The 19,168-nt window shown below is 59.0% G+C and carries 20 protein-coding genes; all 20 read left to right on the top strand.

Features of this window, described 5'->3' with window-relative positions:
• Positions 1–595 precede the first annotated feature (595 nt).
• The 20 genes from rpmH (at position 596) to E5221_RS28150 (ending at position 19,166) form a co-directional block, all read left to right on the top strand.
• A complete protein-coding gene (gene rpmH / locus E5221_RS28245; RefSeq protein ID WP_003253163.1) occupies positions 596–730 on the top strand; it encodes a 50S ribosomal protein L34 in 135 nt (44 codons plus the stop codon).
• Between the two features lie 13 nt (positions 731–743).
• Positions 744–1,148, top strand: coding sequence for a ribonuclease P protein component (gene rnpA / locus E5221_RS28240; protein WP_003260020.1), 405 nt, complete (start codon positions 744–746; stop codon positions 1,146–1,148).
• A complete protein-coding gene (gene yidD / locus E5221_RS28235) occupies positions 1,141–1,386 on the top strand; it encodes a membrane protein insertion efficiency factor YidD (protein WP_015268406.1) in 246 nt (81 codons plus the stop codon). Before rnpA ends, yidD begins: the two co-directional genes overlap by 8 nt.
• A gap of 2 nt (positions 1,387–1,388) precedes the next feature.
• The gene (yidC, locus tag E5221_RS28230) at positions 1,389–3,071 is read left to right on the top strand and encodes a membrane protein insertase YidC (RefSeq protein ID WP_039612381.1); all 1,683 of its coding nucleotides are present in this window, start codon (positions 1,389–1,391) and stop codon (positions 3,069–3,071) included.
• An 88-nt stretch (positions 3,072–3,159) separates the two neighbouring features.
• Positions 3,160–4,530 (top strand): tRNA uridine-5-carboxymethylaminomethyl(34) synthesis GTPase MnmE, encoded by a 1,371-nt coding sequence (gene mnmE, locus E5221_RS28225; RefSeq protein ID WP_013970244.1) that lies wholly within the window; start codon positions 3,160–3,162, stop codon positions 4,528–4,530.
• A 569-nt stretch (positions 4,531–5,099) separates the two neighbouring features.
• Positions 5,100–6,992 (top strand): tRNA uridine-5-carboxymethylaminomethyl(34) synthesis enzyme MnmG, encoded by a 1,893-nt coding sequence (gene mnmG, locus E5221_RS28220; RefSeq protein WP_015268403.1) that lies wholly within the window; start codon positions 5,100–5,102, stop codon positions 6,990–6,992.
• Positions 6,989–7,639: a 16S rRNA (guanine(527)-N(7))-methyltransferase RsmG gene (gene rsmG / locus E5221_RS28215; RefSeq protein ID WP_003260025.1), complete on the top strand. Its 651-nt coding sequence runs from the start codon at positions 6,989–6,991 to the stop codon at positions 7,637–7,639. The genes mnmG and rsmG overlap by 4 nt, the downstream gene beginning before the upstream one ends.
• Before the next feature lie 18 nt (positions 7,640–7,657).
• Complete coding sequence (locus tag E5221_RS28210) at positions 7,658–8,449, top strand: ParA family protein (protein WP_012274913.1); 792 nt, start codon at positions 7,658–7,660, stop codon at positions 8,447–8,449.
• Between the two features lie 9 nt (positions 8,450–8,458).
• Entirely contained in the window at positions 8,459–9,331 is an 873-nt protein-coding gene (locus tag E5221_RS28205; RefSeq protein ID WP_061550206.1) for a ParB/RepB/Spo0J family partition protein, read from the top strand.
• Between the two features lie 149 nt (positions 9,332–9,480).
• Positions 9,481–9,888 carry a F0F1 ATP synthase subunit I gene (locus E5221_RS28200; protein WP_008092225.1) on the top strand — a complete coding sequence of 136 codons (408 nt, stop codon included), beginning with the start codon at positions 9,481–9,483 and terminating at the stop codon, positions 9,886–9,888.
• A 16-nt stretch (positions 9,889–9,904) separates the two neighbouring features.
• Positions 9,905–10,774, top strand: a complete 870-nt coding sequence (gene atpB, locus E5221_RS28195) for a F0F1 ATP synthase subunit A (RefSeq protein WP_003260030.1) — start codon at positions 9,905–9,907, stop codon at positions 10,772–10,774.
• 144 nt (positions 10,775–10,918) lie between these two features.
• A complete protein-coding gene (gene atpE / locus E5221_RS28190) occupies positions 10,919–11,176 on the top strand; it encodes a F0F1 ATP synthase subunit C (RefSeq protein WP_003097235.1) in 258 nt (85 codons plus the stop codon).
• Positions 11,177–11,232: 56 nt separating this feature from the next.
• Positions 11,233–11,703 (top strand): F0F1 ATP synthase subunit B, encoded by a 471-nt coding sequence (locus E5221_RS28185; protein ID WP_003260032.1) that lies wholly within the window; start codon positions 11,233–11,235, stop codon positions 11,701–11,703.
• 12 nt (positions 11,704–11,715) lie between these two features.
• Complete coding sequence (locus tag E5221_RS28180; protein ID WP_003260034.1) at positions 11,716–12,252, top strand: F0F1 ATP synthase subunit delta; 537 nt, start codon at positions 11,716–11,718, stop codon at positions 12,250–12,252.
• 21 nt (positions 12,253–12,273) lie between these two features.
• The gene (gene atpA / locus E5221_RS28175) at positions 12,274–13,818 is read left to right on the top strand and encodes a F0F1 ATP synthase subunit alpha (RefSeq protein ID WP_013974906.1); all 1,545 of its coding nucleotides are present in this window, start codon (positions 12,274–12,276) and stop codon (positions 13,816–13,818) included.
• A gap of 48 nt (positions 13,819–13,866) precedes the next feature.
• The gene (gene atpG, locus E5221_RS28170) at positions 13,867–14,727 is read left to right on the top strand and encodes a F0F1 ATP synthase subunit gamma (RefSeq protein WP_013974905.1); all 861 of its coding nucleotides are present in this window, start codon (positions 13,867–13,869) and stop codon (positions 14,725–14,727) included.
• A gap of 27 nt (positions 14,728–14,754) precedes the next feature.
• Positions 14,755–16,131, top strand: coding sequence for a F0F1 ATP synthase subunit beta (gene atpD / locus E5221_RS28165; protein WP_013974904.1), 1,377 nt, complete (start codon positions 14,755–14,757; stop codon positions 16,129–16,131).
• Positions 16,132–16,174: 43 nt separating this feature from the next.
• Positions 16,175–16,594: a F0F1 ATP synthase subunit epsilon gene (locus E5221_RS28160; RefSeq protein ID WP_003260039.1), complete on the top strand. Its 420-nt coding sequence runs from the start codon at positions 16,175–16,177 to the stop codon at positions 16,592–16,594.
• Between the two features lie 121 nt (positions 16,595–16,715).
• The gene (gene glmU, locus E5221_RS28155) at positions 16,716–18,083 is read left to right on the top strand and encodes a bifunctional UDP-N-acetylglucosamine diphosphorylase/glucosamine-1-phosphate N-acetyltransferase GlmU (RefSeq protein ID WP_247846744.1); all 1,368 of its coding nucleotides are present in this window, start codon (positions 16,716–16,718) and stop codon (positions 18,081–18,083) included.
• 306 nt (positions 18,084–18,389) lie between these two features.
• Positions 18,390–19,166 carry a DeoR family transcriptional regulator gene (locus E5221_RS28150; RefSeq protein ID WP_247846743.1) on the top strand — a complete coding sequence of 259 codons (777 nt, stop codon included), beginning with the start codon at positions 18,390–18,392 and terminating at the stop codon, positions 19,164–19,166.
• Positions 19,167–19,168 lie beyond the last annotated feature (2 nt).

Genomic DNA, 19,168 nt, shown 5'->3' with positions numbered 1-19,168 from the left:
GGATATCCCCTGAGTTTGAAAGCCGGATGAGGCAAAAACAAACCGCCATTGTACCGGTCGAGCGTTCAGTTATCCACATGTGGACACGTTAGGAACCATGACAAAACAGCCATTTATCGACCAAAACGGCTTCTTCGCACTGTGAATAAGCCCTGTGGATAAGCAACCATGAGCGCTATGCACAACCCTGAGGTCAGGCCTGTTGATAACTCAGCTGTGGATAAGCGGATATTTAATCCACAGCTTTTGACCACGAAGAAAACAAGCGCAGCACCGGTTGAGAACATAGTTGTAAAACTCTGTACAGCCCGGATTTTCTAGCCTCAAGCAGGTTATCCACAGAAGGTTATCCACTTAAGATTTATAGATTCTTCAGAAAAGCTTTTTATATGTCTCTTCTTTTTTTTCATGTTGTCCCCAATTTGTGTGTCCGATCAAGCACCCTTGGGAGATGGACAAGCACGCACCGTCCATCACGTGCTCTATATGGAAAGACTGGTTGGAAATTGACCTACGGGCTTGCTTTCTCTAGAATCGCCGGTCTCTTAAAAAGGGGGCCATCCCGGCCCGTCGTCGACAAACCAGGTAACACGCCATGAAACGTACTTTCCAACCAAGCACCATCAAGCGCGCGCGCACCCACGGCTTCCGTGCCCGTATGGCTACCAAGAACGGCCGCGCTGTTCTGTCGCGTCGTCGTGCCAAAGGCCGTAAGCGTCTGGCCATTTGATTTTTCGGCACAGGTGGTGAGTCAGGACTTCAGTCGGGAAAAGCGACTGCTTACACCCCGACATTTCAAAGCGGTCTTCGACTCCCCAACCGGCAAGGTTCCAGGGAAAAACCTGCTGATCCTTGCTCGCGAGAACGGCCTCGATCACCCACGCCTTGGCCTGGTGATCGGCAAGAAGAGCGTCAAGCTCGCCGTTCAACGCAACCGCCTCAAGCGCTTGATGCGCGATTCCTTTCGCCTGAACCAGCAATTGCTTGCCGGGTTGGACATTGTGATCGTCGCGCGCAAGGGATTGGGTGAGATAGAAAACCCGGAATTGCACCAACACTTTGGCAAACTCTGGAAACGCCTGGCGCGCAGCCGGCCCAGTCCAGCAGTAACCGCCAATTCCGTAGGGGTAGACAGCCAAGATGCGTAAACTGGCGCTCGTTCCGATCCAGTTTTACCGTTACGCCATTAGTCCTCTGATGGCCAATCACTGTCGTTTCTTCCCCAGTTGCTCCTGTTACGCTTATGAAGCCATCGAAAACCACGGCCTCTGGCGTGGTGGGTGGCTAGCCGTTCGTCGCCTGGGGCGTTGTCATCCGTGGAACGACGGCGGTTTCGATCCCGTTCCTCCCGCTCCTTCCTCCCGAACTTCTTCGATAGCCGAGTAATCATGGATATTAAACGCACGATCCTGATCGTCGCCCTGGCAATCGTGTCCTACGTCATGGTCCTCAAGTGGAACCAGGACTACGGCCAGGCTGCCCTGCCGACTCAGAATACTGCTGCCAGCACCGTTGCCCCGGGTTTGCCGGATGGCGTACCGGCCGGTAATGCCGGCGCCAGCGCCGATGTGCCAAGCGCCAACGCCGAAACCAGCGCTGCCGAACTGGCGCCGGTTGCGGTCAGCAAGGACCTGATCCGGGTCAAGACCGATGTCCTGGAACTGGCTATCGATCCGGTCGGTGGTGACATCGTCCAGTTGAACCTGCCGCAGTACCCACGTCGTCAGGACCACCCGGACATTCCGTTCCAACTGTTCGACAACGGTGGCGAGCGTGTCTACCTGGCACAAAGCGGCCTGACCGGCGTCAACGGTCCGGATGCACGTCCTGCCGGTCGCCCTCTGTACGCTACTGACAAGAAGGGTTACCAGCTGGCCGATGGTCAGGAACAACTGGTGGTCGACCTGAAGTTCAGCGACAACGGCGTCAACTACATCAAGCGCTTCAGCTTCAAGCGTGGCGAGTATGACCTGACCGTCAGCTACCTGATCGACAACCAGAGCGGCCAGGCCTGGAGCGGCAACATGTTTGCCCAGCTCAAGCGTGACGCCAGCTCCGATCCGTCGTCGAGCACTGCCACCGGCACCGCTACTTACCTGGGCGCTGCCCTGTGGACCCCTTCCGAGCCTTACAAAAAGGTCTCGATGAAGGACATCGACAAAGGCAATTTGAAAGAAAATGTGTCCGGCGGCTGGGTTGCCTGGCTGCAGCACTACTTCGTGACCGCCTGGATTCCGGCCAAGTCGGACAACAACGTTGTCCAGACCCGCAAGGACAGCCAAGGCAACTACATCATCGGCTACACCGGCCCGGCCATCAGCGTGCCTGCTGGCGGCAAGGTCGAAACCAGCGCCATGCTGTATGCCGGCCCGAAAATCCAGTCCAAGCTGAAAGAGTTGTCCCCAGGTCTTGAACTGACTGTCGACTACGGTTTCCTGTGGTTCATCGCCCAGCCGATATTCTGGCTGCTGCAACATATCCACAGCCTGCTGGGTAACTGGGGCTGGTCGATCATCGTGCTGACCATGCTGATCAAAGGCCTGTTCTTCCCGCTGTCGGCTGCCAGCTACCGTTCGATGGCGCGCATGCGTGCCGTCGCACCAAAGCTCGCTGCACTGAAGGAACGCTTCGGTGACGATCGCCAGAAGATGTCCCAGGCGATGATGGAGCTGTACAAGAAAGAGAAGATCAACCCGCTGGGCGGCTGCCTGCCGATCCTGGTGCAGATGCCAGTGTTCCTGGCCCTGTACTGGGTACTGCTGGAAAGCGTGGAAATGCGCCAGGCCCCATGGATGCTGTGGATTACCGACCTGTCGATCAAGGATCCGTTCTTCATCCTGCCGATCATCATGGGCGCCACCATGTTCATCCAGCAGCGCCTGAACCCGACGCCGCCGGATCCGATGCAGGCCAAGGTGATGAAAATGATGCCGATCATTTTCACCTTCTTCTTCCTGTGGTTCCCGGCTGGTCTGGTGCTGTACTGGGTTGTGAACAACTGCCTGTCGATCACACAGCAGTGGTACATCACTCGCAGCATCGAAGCAGCCAGCAAAAAAGCTGCTGCTTGACAGGCTACTGCGCTAGCCTGTGAATAAAAAACGCCCCCTAGTGGGGCGTTTTTGCTATCTGTCGTTTTTGTCGTAGAGGCTTTCGAGCATGAACACTGTGCGTGAAACCATCGCCGCCATCGCCACCGCCCAGGGCCGCGGCGGTGTGGGTATTGTCAGGTTGTCCGGCCCTCTGGCCGCCAAGGCCGGCCAGTTGATCACCGGCCGTACGCTTACCCCGCGCCACGCCCATTACGGCCCGTTCCGCGACGAGGAAGGCTTGGTACTGGATGAAGGGATCGCGCTGTTCTTCCCCGGGCCGAATTCGTTCACCGGCGAGGACGTGCTGGAACTGCAGGGCCATGGTGGCCCGGTGGTGCTGGATATGCTGCTGCAGCGCTGTGTACAGGTTGGTTGCCGGCTGGCTCGCCCGGGTGAGTTCAGCGAGCGTGCATTCCTCAACGACAAGCTCGACCTGGCCCAGGCCGAAGCCATAGCCGATCTGATCGAAGCCAGTTCCAGCCAAGCTGCGCGCAATGCCCTGCGTTCGCTACAGGGGGAGTTCTCCAAGCGCGTGCACTTCCTGACCGAGGCGTTGATTGCGCTGCGCATCTACGTCGAGGCGGCGATCGACTTCCCTGAAGAGGAAATCGACTTCCTCGCCGACGGCCATGTGCTGGCGATGCTCGATACGGTGCGGGGCGAGTTGTCCAAAGTACAGCGTGAAGCCGGGCAGGGGGCTTTGCTGCGTGACGGCATGACTGTGGTCATCGCCGGTAGGCCGAATGCCGGCAAGTCGAGCCTGCTGAACCAGCTGGCCGGACGGGAAGCGGCCATCGTCACCGACATTGCCGGCACCACGCGGGACATCCTGCGCGAACATATCCACATCGACGGCATGCCGCTGCACGTGGTCGATACTGCCGGTTTGCGCGACACCGATGACCATGTGGAAAAGATTGGCGTGGAACGTGCGCTGAAGGCCATTGGCGAGGCAGACCGGGTGTTGTTGGTGGTGGACTCCACCGCGCCCGAGGCCAGCGACCCGTTTGCCCTGTGGCCAGAATTTCTCGACCAGCGGCCAGACCCGGCCAAGGTGACGCTGATTCGGAACAAGGCCGATCTTAGTGGTGAGCGGGTAGCGCTGGAACAGTGCGATGACGGGCATGTAACGATCACCCTCAGTGCCAAAGGGGACGATGCAGGGCTGCAGTTGCTGCGTGACCACCTGAAGGCCTGCATGGGTTATGAACAGACGGCCGAGAGTGGCTTCAGTGCTCGCCGGCGCCATCTGGATGCCCTGCGCCAGGCCAGTGAGCACCTGGAACATGGCCGTGCACAACTGACCCTGGCTGGCGCGGGTGAGCTGTTGGCGGAAGACCTGCGGCAGGCGCAGCAGGCCCTGGGGGAGATTACCGGGGCATTCAGCTCTGATGACCTGCTGGGGCGGATTTTCTCCAGTTTCTGCATCGGCAAGTAATTCACAGCCAGGCAAAACCAAGAGCCGCTCCTTCGGGAGCGGCTTTTTTTGCCTCAAATTTCGCAGCTCCTACGGAAAACGCGCCGCACCTGCAGGCTGTGCAGACCCCTGTGGGAGCGGGTTCACCCGCGAAGAGGCCGGTGCAGGTTCACATTTTTTTCATTCACCTACCCCAATCTGCTCTCAGGAGCCCTGTGGAAAACTCGCCTTCAGCTCCGTTGATAAGCAGGCTTTTTTTCTGAGGACAAACCCGCTTGTGGGTAAACAGCCATTTAATCCACAGGCTAAATCGTGTTATCCATAGCCCTCATGGTACTCCAGCCACAGGGTTTAATTTTTCTCTACACGGCATGAATAAAGGCCTGCATAACCTTATCCACAGTAAAGCTTGTGCATAAGAATAAACATAAAAACAAAGCTTTTTTAAATTCTTCCTCTTTGATTTCTGTTGGCTGCCACTCATCCACAGACTGGTCAAAATTTGCTCAGACGGTTTCTTTAAAGGGGGTGAAGTCCCTATACTTGTCCGCTTACCTTCTCTATTCGCAAAAACAGGCACGAGGTGCGTGGTGGATTTCCCTTCCCGTTTTGAAGTGATCGTCATCGGCGGCGGCCATGCCGGTACCGAGGCTGCGCTTGCGTCTGCACGCATGGGTGTGAAAACCCTGCTGCTGACCCATAACGTGGAAACCCTCGGTCACATGAGCTGCAACCCCGCCATTGGCGGTATTGGCAAAAGCCATCTGGTCAAAGAGATCGATGCCCTCGGCGGCGCCATGGCGCTGGCCACCGACAAGAGCGGCATCCAGTTCCGCGTTCTGAACAACCGCAAGGGCCCGGCCGTACGCGCCACCCGTGCACAGGCCGACCGCGCCATCTACAAGGCAGTGGTGCGTGAAATCCTGGAAAACCAGCCGAACCTGTGGATATTCCAGCAGTCCTGCGACGACCTGATCGTCGAGCAGGACCAGGTCAAAGGCGTGGTGACCCAGATGGGCCTGCGTTTCTTCGCCGAATCGGTGGTACTGACCACCGGTACCTTCCTCGGCGGGCTTATCCACATTGGTTTGCAAAACCATTCCGGTGGTCGCGCCGGCGATCCACCTTCGATTGCCCTGGCCCACCGCATGCGTGAACTGCCGCTGCGCGTCGGCCGCCTGAAAACCGGTACCCCGCCGCGCATCGACGGCCGTTCGGTGGACTTCTCGGTGATGACCGAGCAACCAGGCGATACGCCGATCCCGGTGATGTCGTTCATGGGCAACGCCCAGATGCACCCGCGTCAGGTGAGCTGCTGGATCACCCACACCAATGCGCGCACCCACGAGATCATCGCCTCGAACCTCGACCGTTCGCCGATGTACTCGGGTGTCATCGAAGGTGTTGGCCCGCGCTACTGCCCGTCAATCGAAGACAAGATCCACCGCTTCGCCGACAAGGAAAGCCACCAGGTGTTCATTGAGCCGGAAGGCCTGACCACCCATGAGCTGTACCCCAACGGTATTTCCACTTCGTTGCCGTTCGACGTTCAGCTGGAGCTGGTGCGGTCGATCCGCGGCATGGAGAACGCCCACATCGTGCGCCCTGGCTATGCCATCGAATACGACTACTTCGACCCGCGCGACCTCAAGTACAGCCTCGAGACCAAAGTCATCGGCGGCCTGTTCTTCGCCGGCCAGATCAACGGCACCACCGGTTACGAAGAAGCCGGCGCCCAAGGTCTGCTGGCCGGGACCAACGCGGCCCTGCGGGCGCAGGGCCGAGACAGCTGGTGCCCGCGCCGCGACGAGGCATACATCGGCGTACTGGTCGACGACCTGATTACCCTGGGTACCCAGGAGCCGTACCGCATGTTCACTTCGCGTGCCGAGTACCGCCTGATCCTGCGCGAAGACAACGCCGACCTGCGCCTGACCGAAAAGGGCCGCGAACTCGGCCTGATCGACGATCAGCGTTGGGCCGCCTTCTGCGCCAAGCGCGACGGCATCGAACGCGAGGAGCAGCGTCTGAAGTCGACCTGGGTCCGCCCGAACACCGAGCAAGGCCAGGCCATTGTGGATAAGTTCGGTACTCCGCTCAGCCACGAGTACAGTCTGCTCAACCTGCTGGCGCGCCCGGAAATCGACTACGCCGGGCTGATCGAGGCAACCGGCGGTGAAGCGATTGATCCACAGGTCGCCGAGCAGGTCGAAATCCGCACCAAGTACGCTGGTTACATTGATCGCCAGCAGGATGAAATCGCACGTCTGCGTGCCAGCGAAGACACCCGCCTGCCTGTGGATATCGATTACTCGACGATTTCCGGCCTGTCCAAGGAAATCCAGGGCAAGCTGGGCCAGACCCGTCCGGAAACCCTGGGTCAGGCTTCGCGTATCCCGGGCGTGACCCCGGCGGCGATTTCCCTGTTGCTGATTCACTTGAAAAAACGCGGCGCTGGCCGCGAATTGGAGCAAAGCGCTTGAGTTCCCTGGTCACCCCGCAACACGCTGAAGAGTTGTCCACAGGTGCGCGCCAGCTCGGTGTCGAGCTGAGCGCCGAGCATCACGAGAAGCTGCTCGGCTACCTCGCCCTGCTGATCAAATGGAACAAAGCCTACAACCTCACCGCCGTGCGCGACCCCGACGAAATGGTGTCGCGTCACCTGCTCGACAGCCTCAGTGTCATGCCGTTTATCCACAGCGAGCGTGACAACTGGCTGGATGTCGGCAGTGGCGGTGGCATGCCCGGCATCCCATTGGCTATCCTGCATCCGCACAAGCGCGTGACGGTGCTGGACGCCAATGGCAAGAAGACCCGCTTCCTGACCCAGGTGAAAATGGAGCTCAAGCTGGACAACCTCACGGTTATCCACAGCCGGGTCGAAGCCTTCCAGCCGGCACAACCTTTCAGCGGAATCATCTCTCGCGCCTTCAGCAGCATGGAGAACTTCACCAACTGGACCCGCCACCTGGGCGACACCGGGACGCAATGGCTTGCAATGAAGGGGCTGCATCCTGCCGATGAACTGGTAGCATTGCCCGCAGACTTCACAGTGGAAAGCGAGCAGGCTCTGACCGTTCCAGGTTGCCAGGGCCAGCGCCATCTGCTGATACTGCGCCGCAAGGCATGACTGGGAACACACGCAACAATGGCTAAGGTATTCGCAATCGCGAACCAGAAAGGTGGTGTGGGCAAGACCACCACCTGTATCAATCTCGCCGCCTCGCTGGCCGCGACCAAGCGTCGTGTGCTGCTGATCGACCTCGATCCGCAGGGCAACGCCACCATGGGCAGCGGTGTGGACAAGCACGAGCTCGAGCACTCGGTCTACGACCTGTTGATCGGGGAATGCGACCTGGCCCAGGCCATGCATTACTCCGAGCACGGTGGTTTCCAGTTGCTGCCGGCCAACCGTGACCTGACAGCCGCCGAAGTGGTGCTGCTGGAAATGCAGGTCAAGGAGAGCCGCCTGCGCAACGCCTTGGCGCCTATCCGCGAGAACTACGACTACATCCTCATCGATTGCCCTCCGTCGCTGTCGATGCTGACGCTCAACGCCCTGGTCGCTTCCGATGGCGTGATCATTCCGATGCAGTGCGAGTATTACGCACTGGAAGGTCTCAGCGATCTTGTGGATAACATCAAGCGCATCGCCGCCCGGTTGAACCCGGAGCTGAAGATCGAGGGCCTGCTGCGGACCATGTACGATCCGCGCCTGAGCCTGAACAACGATGTCTCGGCGCAGCTGAAGGAGCACTTTGGCCCGCAGCTGTACGACACGGTCATTCCGCGCAACATTCGCCTGGCCGAGGCCCCGAGCTTCGGCATGCCGGCCCTGGCCTACGACAAGCAATCGCGAGGCGCGCTGGCTTATCTGGCCCTGGCCGGGGAACTGGTACGCCGTCAACGCCGTCAATCACGCACTGCACAAACAACTTAAGGAATCCGTATGGCCGTCAAGAAACGGGGTCTCGGACGTGGGTTGGATGCACTGCTCAATGGTCCTTCCGTCAGCGCGCTCGAAGAGCAGGCTGTGAAGATCGACCAGAAAGAACTGCAACACCTGCCGGTCGAGCTGATCCAGCGTGGCAAGTACCAGCCGCGCCGGGACATGGACCCGGAGGCGCTGGAAGAGCTCGCGCACTCGATTCGCAACCATGGCGTGATGCAACCGATCGTGGTGCGCCCGATCGATGGCAACCGCTACGAGATCATCGCCGGTGAGCGCCGCTGGCGCGCCACCCAGCAGGCTGGCCTGGACAAGATCCCGGCGATGGTCCGCGAAGTGCCCGACGAAGCCGCCATCGCCATGGCGCTGATCGAGAACATCCAGCGCGAAGATCTCAACCCGCTGGAAGAGGCCCTGGCCCTGCAGCGCCTGCAGCAGGAGTTCGAGCTCACCCAGCAACAGGTGGCCGATGCCGTGGGCAAGTCGCGGGTAACCGTGGCCAACCTGCTGCGCCTGATCACCCTGCCTGACGCGATCAAGACCATGCTCGCCCATGGCGACCTGGAGATGGGCCACGCCCGTGCATTGCTCGGCCTGGAAGAACACCGCCAGGAAGAGGGGGCGCGTCATGTTGTCGCACGTGGCCTCACCGTGCGCCAAACCGAGGCACTGGTTCGCCAGTGGCTCAGCGACAAACCTGATCCGGTCGAACCGAGCAAACCTGATCCGGATATCGCACGCCTTGAACAGCGGCTCGCAGAGCGCCTGGGCTCGGCCGTGCAGATACGCCATGGCAACAAGGGCAAAGGCCAATTGGTTATTCGCTACAACTCGCTTGACGAGTTGCAAGGCGTGCTTGCTCACATCCGCTGAAACAATTCCCGTTGTAGCGCGCAGTCGGAAATCACTACCGAATAGTTGAATAGGGGTTAATCCACCCCTATACTCTGCGCGCATTTTGTCGGCACAAATTATGCCAAGTCATAACTGACTTGCTGGTCGACTTCCGAGGAGCAGTTGTGATGGAAATCCGCACGCCAAACCGCCTGCCTTTCCATCGCTGGGCGGTTTTCCCGGTACTGCTGGCTCAATTCGTCGTACTGCTGCTGGCAACGTTGGTGTTGTGGCAGTGGAAAGGGGCGGTCAGTGGATATTCAGGCCTTTGCGGAGGTTTGATTGCCTGGCTACCCAATGTGTATTTCGCCTGGAAGGCTTTTCGCTTCAGCGGGGCCCGGGCGGCACAAGCCATCGTCAAGTCGTTCTACGCTGGCGAGGCAGGCAAGATGATTTTGACGGCAGTGCTTTTTGCACTGACCTTCGCAGGAGTGAAGCCACTGGCGCCGCTAGCAGTATTCGGCGTCTTCGTGTTGACCCTTTTGGTCAGCTGGTTCGCGCCCCTGCTGATGAATAAAAGACTTTCGAGACCTTAGGGCGTTTGAGGCAACCATGGCAGCAGAAACCGCTTCGGGCTATATCCAGCACCACTTGCAGAACCTGACCTACGGTCAACTACCAGACGGCAGCTGGGGCTTCGCCCATTCGGCTGCAGAAGCCAAGGCAATGGGCTTCTGGGCGTTCCACCTGGACACCCTGGGTTGGTCCGTCGCGCTGGGTCTGATCTTCCTGTTCATCTTCCGCATGGCGGCCAAGAAGGCGACTTCCGGCCAACCTGGCGGCCTGCAGAACTTCGTAGAAGTGATGGTGGACTTCGTCAACGGCAGCGTGAAGGACTCCTTCCACGGCCGTAGCCCGGTAATCGCTCCGCTGGCGCTGACCATTTTCGTCTGGGTATTCCTGATGAACGCCGTCGACCTGGTACCGGTCGACTGGATTCCTCAGCTGGCCATCCTGATCTCCGGTGACCCGCACATTCCGTTCCGCGCCGTGTCGACCACCGACCCGAACGCGACCCTGGCCATGGCCTTCTGCGTGTTCGCCCTGATCATCTTCTACAGCATCAAGGTCAAGGGCCTGGGCGGCTTCATCGGTGAGCTGACCCTGCACCCGTTCGGCAGCAAGAACATCTTCGTTCAGATCCTGCTGATTCCGGTCAACTTCCTGCTGGAATTCGTCACCCTGATCGCCAAGCCGATCTCGCTGGCACTGCGTCTGTTCGGCAACATGTATGCCGGCGAACTGGTGTTCATCCTGATCGCTGTAATGTTCGGCTCCGGCCTGCTGTGGCTCAGCGGCCTGGGTGTGGTGCTGCAATGGGCGTGGGCTGTGTTCCACATCCTGATCATCACCCTGCAAGCTTTCATCTTCATGATGCTGACCATCGTCTACCTGTCGATGGCTCACGAAGATAACCATTAAGACCGCCTGGCGTGTCTGATAGCCTTCCCCGCCTGTTCGGGGGGAGGGCTTAAAAAGTCCGCAAGGGCATGCTGTACCAAACGATTTGTTTTACCGCTTCAAACTAAAAACCTAACCAATACGACGTAAAAGTCGGGAGGAAAGATGGAAACTGTAGTTGGTCTGACCGCTATCGCTGTTGCTCTGCTGATCGGCCTGGGTGCTCTGGGTACCGCCATTGGTTTCGGCCTGCTGGGCGGCAAGTTCCTGGAAGGCGCTGCTCGTCAACCAGAAATGGTTCCGATGCTGCAGGTTAAAATGTTCATCGTTGCCGGTCTGCTCGACGCCGTAACCATGATCGGTGTTGGTATCGCTCTGTTCTTCACCTTCGCGAATCCGTTCGTTGGTCAGATCGCCGGCTAATCACTCGTCACCACGAGTTGATGGCTGTATGAATTAAGACCGAGCGAGGTGTTGGCGTGAACATTAATGCAACCCTGATTGGCCAATCCGTTGCTTTTCTGATTTTTGTACTCTTCTGCATGAAGTATGTGTGGCCTCCGGTCATCACTGCCCTGCAAGAGCGCCAAAAGAAGATTGCCGACGGCTTGGACGCTGCCAACCGCGCAGCTCGCGACCTGGAGCTGGCCCAAGAGAAAGCGGGTCAGCAACTGCGCGAAGCTAAAGCACAGGCAGCCGAAATCATCGAGCAAAGCAAGAAACGCGCTGCTCAGCTTGTCGAGGAAGCCCGTGATCAGGCCCGCGTCGAAGCTGACCGTGTGAAGGCTCAGGCTCTGGCCGAGATCGAACAGGAACTGAACAGCGCTAAAGACGCCCTGCGCGCCCAAGTCGGTGCCCTGGCCGTTGGTGGTGCTGAAAAGATCCTTGGCGCCACAATCGATCAAAACGCGCATGCGGAGCTGGTTAACAAACTGGCCGCTGAAATTTAAGCGAGGGCGATCATGGCAGAACTGACCACGTTGGCCCGACCTTACGCTAAGGCTGCCTTTGAGCATGCCCAGGCCCATCAGCAACTGGCCAATTGGTCAGCCATGCTCGGCCTGGCTGCTGCGGTGTCGCAAGACGACACCATGCAGCGCCTGCTCAAGGCCCCGCGACTGACGAGCGCAGAAAAGGCCGCCACGTTCATTGACGTGTGCGGTGACAAGTTCAATGCACAGGCACGGAATTTCATTCATGTTGCCGCGGAAAACGACCGTCTCCTGCTTCTGCCGGAGATTGCCGCCCTGTTCGACCTGTACAAGGCCGAGCAAGAGAAATCCGTGGACGTGGAAGTCACCAGTGCCTTCGCGTTGAACCAAGAACAGCAAGACAAACTCGCCAAGGTTCTCAGTGCACGGTTAGGCCAGGAAGTGCGCCTGCACGCGTCGGAGGATGCCAGCCTGATTGGCGGCGTCGTCATCCGCGCTGGTGACCTGGTAATCGATGGCTCTGTTCGCGGCAAAATCGCGAAACTGGCCGAAGCATTGAAATCTTGAGTTTGAAGGGGCAGCAGAGCAATGCAGCAACTCAATCCTTCCGAAATTAGTGAAATCATCAAGGGCCGCATCGACAACCTCGATGTGAGCTCCCAAGCCCGTAACGAAGGTACCGTTGTTTCGGTATCCGACGGTATCGTGCGGATCCACGGTCTGGCCGACGTCATGTACGGCGAAATGATCGAGTTCCCTGGCAGCGTATTCGGCATGGCCCTGAACCTGGAGCAAGACTCCGTAGGTGCAGTGATCCTGGGTGCCTATGACACCCTCGCCGAAGGCATGAGCGCCAAGTGCACCGGTCGCATCCTGGAAGTTCCGGTCGGCAAAGGCCTGCTGGGCCGCGTCGTCGACGCTCTGGGTAACCCGATCGATGGCAAAGGTCCTCTGACCACCACCGAAACCGACGCGGTCGAAAAGGTCGCTCCAGGCGTGATCTGGCGTAAGTCGGTAGACCAGCCTGTACAGACTGGCTACAAGTCCGTCGACGCCATGATCCCTGTCGGCCGTGGCCAGCGCGAGCTGATCATCGGTGACCGTCAGATCGGCAAGACCGCCATGGCCATCGACGCCATCATCAACCAGAAAGACTCCGGTATTTTCTGTGTTTATGTTGCTGTCGGCCAGAAGCGTTCCACCGTTGCCAACATCGTTCGCAAGCTGGAAGAAGCCGGCGCCCTGGCCAACACCATCGTGGTCGTTGCCAGTGCTTCGGAATCCGCCGCACTGCAGTTCCTGGCGCCATACGCCGGCTGCACCATGGGCGAGTTCTTCCGTGACCGCGGTGAAGACGCCCTGATCGTTTACGATGACCTGTCCAAGCAGGCCGTTGCCTACCGTCAGATCTCCCTGCTGCTGCGTCGTCCACCAGGACGTGAAGCGTACCCAGGTGACGTGTTCTATCTCCACTCCCGTCTGCTGGAGCGTGCATCGCGCGTTTCGGAAGAGTATGTCGAGAAGTTCACCAACGGCGCAGTCACTGGCAAGACCGGTTCCCTGACCGCCCTGCCGATCATCGAAACCCAGGCTGGCGACGTTTCCGCGTTCGTTCCGACCAACGTGATTTCCATCACCGACGGTCAGATCTTCCTGGAATCGGCCATGTTCAACTCGGGCATCCGCCCAGCAGTGAACGCCGGTGTTTCGGTATCCCGCGTAGGTGGTGCCGCTCAGACCAAGATCATCAAGAAGCTGTCCGGTGGTATCCGTACCGCTCTGGCTCAGTACCGTGAACTGGCTGCATTCGCCCAGTTCGCTTCCGATCTGGACGAAGCGACCCGCAAGCAGCTGGAGCATGGTCAGCGCGTTACCGAGCTGATGAAGCAGAAGCAGTACGCGCCGATGTCCATCGCGGACATGGCCCTGTCGCTGTATGCCGCTGAGCGTGGCTTCCTGACTGACGTAGAAGTCTCCAAGATCGGTAGCTTCGAGCAAGCACTGATCGCCTTCTTCAACCGTGATCACGCTGAACTGATGGCGAAGATCAACGTGAAGGGTGACTTCAACGACGAAATCGACGCAGGCCTGAAAGCCGGTATCGAGAAGTTCAAGGCCACCCAGACCTGGTAAGCCGCAGCGGGGGCTCAGGCCCCCGCTTGCTAACCTGATAGGTGATACATGGCAGGCGCAAAAGAGATTCGCAGTAAGATTGCGAGCATCAAAAGCACGCAAAAAATTACCAGCGCCATGGAGAAAGTGGCGGTCAGCAAGATGCGCAAAGCACAAATGCGCATGGCTGCTAGCCGTCCTTACGCGGAGCGTATCCGCCAGGTGATCGGTCATCTGGCCAACGCCAACCCGGAATACCGCCACCCGTTCATGATCGAGCGCCCTGTAAAGCGCGCCGGTTATATCGTGGTGAGCAGTGACCGTGGTCTGTGCGGTGGCTTGAACACCAACCTGTTCAAGGCCCTGGTCAAGGACATGAACGAAAACCGCGAACAGGGCGTGGAAATCGACCTGTGCGTGATCGGCAGCAAGGGTGCGACTTTCTTCCGCATCTTTGGCGGCAACGTCGTAGCCGCGATCAGCCACTTGGGCGAAGAGCCATCGATCAACGATCTGATCGGCTCCGTCAAAGTGATGCTGGACGCCTACCTGGACGGCCGTATCGATCGCCTCTCGGTGGTTTCGAACAAGTTCATCAACACCATGACCCAGAAGCCAACGGTCGAGCAATTGGTACCGTTGGTGGCAACCCCGGATCAGGATCTCAAGCATCACTGGGACTACCTGTACGAACCCGACGCAAAAGAGCTGCTGGACGGCTTGATGGTGCGTTACGTGGAGTCGCAGGTGTACCAGGCGGTGGTCGAGAACAACGCTGCTGAACAAGCGGCCCGGATGATCGCCATGAAGAACGCCACAGACAACGCCGGTGATTTGATCAAAGAGCTTCAGTTGATCTACAACAAGGCGCGTCAGGCTGCGATCACCCAGGAGATCTCGGAAATCGTCGGCGGCGCTGCCGCGGTTTAACGGTTCAAATATTCAGAGGATCCAGCTATGAGTAGCGGACGTATCGTTCAAATCATCGGCGCCGTCATCGACGTGGAATTCCCACGTGACGTCGTGCCGAGTGTTTACAACGCGCTGAAAGTACAAGGCGCGGAAACCACCCTGGAAGTTCAGCAGCAGCTGGGCGACGGCGTGGTTCGTACCATTGCGATGGGCTCGACCGAAGGCCTGAAGCGCGGTCTGGAAGTCGTTGACTCCGGCGCTGCCATTTCCGTTCCTGTTGGTAAGGCCACCTTGGGCCGTATCATGGACGTACTGGGCAACCCGATCGACGAGGCCGGCCCGATCGGCGAAGAAGAGCGTCGCGGTATCCACCAGCCAGCGCCTTCGTTCGCTGACCAGGCAGGCGGCAACGACCTGCTGGAAACCGGCATCAAGGTTATCGACCTGGTTTGCCCGTTCGCCAAGGGTGGTAAGGTTGGTCTGTTCGGTGGTGCCGGTGTCGGCAAGACCGTAAACATGATGGAACTGATCCGTAACATCGCCATGGAACACAGCGGTTACTCCGTGTTCGCTGGTGTGGGTGAGCGTACTCGTGAGGGTAACGACTTCTACCACGAGATGAAGGACTCCAACGTTCTCGACAAGGTAGCGCTGGTCTACGGTCAGATGAACGAGCCACCAGGAAACCGTCTGCGCGTAGCGCTGACCGGCCTGACCATGGCCGAGAAGTTCCGTGACGAAGGTAACGACGTTCTGCTGTTCGTCGACAACATCTATCGTTACACCCTGGCCGGTACCGAAGTATCCGCACTGCTGGGCCGTATGCCTTCGGCAGTAGGTTACCAGCCGACCCTGGCTGAAGAGATGGGCGTTCTGCAAGAGCGTATCACCTCCACCAAGGAAGGTTCGATCACCTCCGTTCAGGCCGTATACGTACCTGCGGACGACTTGACCGACCCGTCGCCTGCGACCACCTTCGCCCACTTGGACGCCACCGTCGTTCTGTCCCGTGACATCGCCTCCCTGGGTATCTACCCAGCGGTCGACCCACTGGACTCGACTTCGCGCCAGCTGGACCCGAACGTGATCGGCAACGAGCACTACGAGACCGCTCGTGGCGTTCAGTATGTTCTGCAGCGCTACAAAGAGCTGAAAGACATCATCGCGATCCTGGGTATGGACGAACTGTCCGAAGCCGACAAGCAACTGGTAGCCCGCGCTCGTAAGATCCAGCGCTTCCTGTCGCAGCCGTTCTTCGTGGCCGAAGTCTTCACCGGTTCGCCAGGCAAGTACGTTTCCCTGAAAGACACCATCGCTGGCTTCAGCGGCATCCTCAAAGGTGACTACGACCACCTGCCAGAACAAGCGTTCTACATGGTCGGCAGCATCGACGAAGCGATCGAGAAAGCCAAGAAACTGTAATTCCTGCGCCCCGCAAGGGGCGCTATCAGGTTGAGGCAAGCAGATGGCTATGACAGTCCATTGCGATATCGTCAGCGCGGAAGGAGAGATCTTCTCCGGCCTGGTCGAGATGGTAGTTGCGCACGGTAACCTAGGTGATCTTGGTATCGCTCCGGGTCACGCGCCGCTGATCACCAATCTCAAGCCTGGTCCGATCACGCTGACCAAGCAGGGTGGCGCCCAAGAGGTGTTCTACATCTCTGGTGGTTTCCTCGAGGTTCAGCCGAACATGGTCAAGGTGCTTGCCGATACCGTGCAACGTGCTGCAGACCTGGATGAAGCTCAGGCTCAGGAAGCCCTCAAGGCTGCCGAGAACGCCCTGAATCTGAAAGGCGCGGACTTCGACTACGGCGCCGCCGCCGCACGTCTGGCCGAGGCCGCAGCTCAGCTGCGTACCGTCCAGCAAATGCGCAGAGGCAAGTAATCGGCCCTCGGCTGATAACTTCTGTTGCGATTGAGTAAAAGGGTAGCCTCGGCTACCCTTTTTCTTTTTCTGATTTCTCCCCCCGGTCATTTCACTGACCACCCAGGATTGGTAGCCAGTAATGTCACTCGATATCGTTATTCTCGCCGCCGGCCAAGGCACCCGCATGCGCTCGGCGCTGCCCAAGGTGCTGCACCCGGTTGCCGGCAACTCCATGCTCGGCCATGTTATCCACAGCGCGCGTCAGCTGCAGCCGCAAGGCATTCATGTGGTCATTGGCCATGGTGCCGAGCTGGTTCGCGAGCGCCTGGCCGCCGATGATCTGAACTTCGTCATGCAGGACAAGCAGCTGGGTACCGGCCATGCGGTTGCCCAGGCATTGCCGGCCTTGACCGCCGAAACCGTGCTGGTGCTGTACGGTGATGTGCCGTTGATCGAAGTGGAAACCCTGCAGCGTCTGCTGGCCAAGGCCAACGAGAAGCAGCTGGGCCTGCTCACGGTGACCCTCGACGACCCGACCGGCTATGGCCGCATCGTGCGTGACGAGCAGGGCAAGGTGACCGCCATCGTTGAGCACAAGGACGCCAACGATGAGCAGAAAGCAATCAAGGAAGGCAACACCGGTATTCTGGCCCTGCCAGCCGCGCGCCTGGCCGACTGGATGGGCCGTCTGTCGAACAACAACGCTCAGGGCGAGTATTACCTGACCGACGTCATCGCCATGGCTGTGGCCGATGGCCTGGTGGTGGCTACTGAACAGCCGCACGACCCGATGGAAGTGCAGGGCGCCAACGACCGTCGCCAGCTGTCCGAGCTGGAGCGCCACTACCAGTTGCGCGAAGGCCGTCGCTTAATGGCCCAGGGTGTGACCCTGCGCGACCCGGCGCGCTTCGATGTCCGCGGTGAAGTGACCGTTGGCCGTGACGTGCTGATCGACATCAACGTGATTCTCGAAGGCAAGGTGGTCATCGAGGACGATGTGCAGATCGGCCCGAACTGTGTGATCAAGAACACCACCCTGCGCAAAGGTGCAGTGGTCAAGGCCAACAGCCACCTCGAAGGTGCCGTGATGGGCGAGGGCAGCGATGCCGGCCCGTTCGCCCGCCTGCGCCCGGGTAGCGTGCTGGACGCCAAGGCCCATGTGGGTAACTTCGTCGAACTGAAAAACGCTCATCTGGGTGAGGGCGCCAAGGCCGGTCACCTGACTTATCTGGGCGATGCGGAAATCGGTGCTCGTACCAACATCGGCGCCGGCACCATCACTTGCAACTACGATGGCGCCAACAAGTTCAAGACCGTAATGGGCGAGGACGTGTTCATCGGCTCGAACAACTCGTTGGTAGCGCCTGTGGAAATCAAGGCTGGTGCGACCACTGCTGCCGGTTCGACCATCACTCAGACCGTTGAGGCAGGCGATCTGGCGGTGGCTCGTGCGCGCCAGCGCAACATCTCGGGTTGGAAGCGACCGGAGAAGTTAAAAAAGAGCTGAGTTATACACAGCTGTTTCGATCGAAAGCCGACTTATGTGAATAAGTCGGCTTTTTATTTTGCGGCATATTGCAGTCTCTGTAGGAGCGGCCTTGTGTCGCGACGGACTGCAAAGTAGGCCCGACAATTTCTGTGTTGCCTCGAAAACCCTGGGGCCGCGCTGCGGCCCATCGCGACACAAGGCCGCTCCTACAGGGGCCGCGCCAGTGCAGAGAGAATCTATCCACAGGGCAGTGACAACTTGACGAATCGCTCATCTTAGGTTTTGATTGCCATCATTATCTTTCGAATCGAAACTTAAGCGCTCATGTCGAAACGAAACACCCCGCAGCGGCGGCACAACATCCTGGCTTTGCTCAGCGAGCAGGGCGAGGTGAGTGTGGACGCGTTGGCCAAGCGTTTCGCTACCTCGGAGGTCACCATCCGCAAGGACCTCGCTGCCCTGGAAACCAATGGCCTGTTGCTACGACGTTATGGTGGCGCGGTCCCGGTGCCTCAAGAGCTGCTCGGTGAACCTGCCCAGCCGGTGTCTTCCTATAAGAAGGCCATCGCCCGCGCTGCTGTGACGCGTATCCGCGAACATGCGCGCATCATTATCGACAGCGGCAGCACCACGGCAGCCATGATCCCTGAACTGGGCCGCCATCCTGGCTTGGTGGTGATGACCAATTCGATGAACGTGGCTCGCGCCATCTGCGACCTTGAACACGAGCCGGTGCTGCTGATGACCGGTGGTACCTGGGACCCGCATTCCGAGTCGTTCCAGGGCCAGGTGGCTGAGCAGGTGCTGCGCTCCTACGATTTCGACCAACTGTTCATAGGCGCCGACGGTATCGACCTCGGCCGCGGCACCACCACCTTCAACGAACTTCTCGGCCTGAGCCGGGTCATGGCCGAAGTCGCCCGTGAAGTGATCGTGATGGTCGAATCGGACAAGGTAGGACGCAAGATCCCCAACCTCGAGCTGCCCTGGGGCAGCGTGCACACCCTTATTACTGACGAACGCCTGCCCGCAGCGGCACGCGAACAAATTCAAGCCCGCGGCATCAACCTGATCTGCGCCGCGATCAGCCAGGAGCAATAAAC

Origin of the sequence: Pseudomonas sp. A2, assembly GCF_023100865.1 — a bacterium.
Classification (GTDB): domain Bacteria; phylum Pseudomonadota; class Gammaproteobacteria; order Pseudomonadales; family Pseudomonadaceae; genus Aquipseudomonas; species Aquipseudomonas asiatica.
Note: the sequence above shows the minus strand (reverse complement) of the source record. Positions and strands in the feature narration are given on the sequence as shown.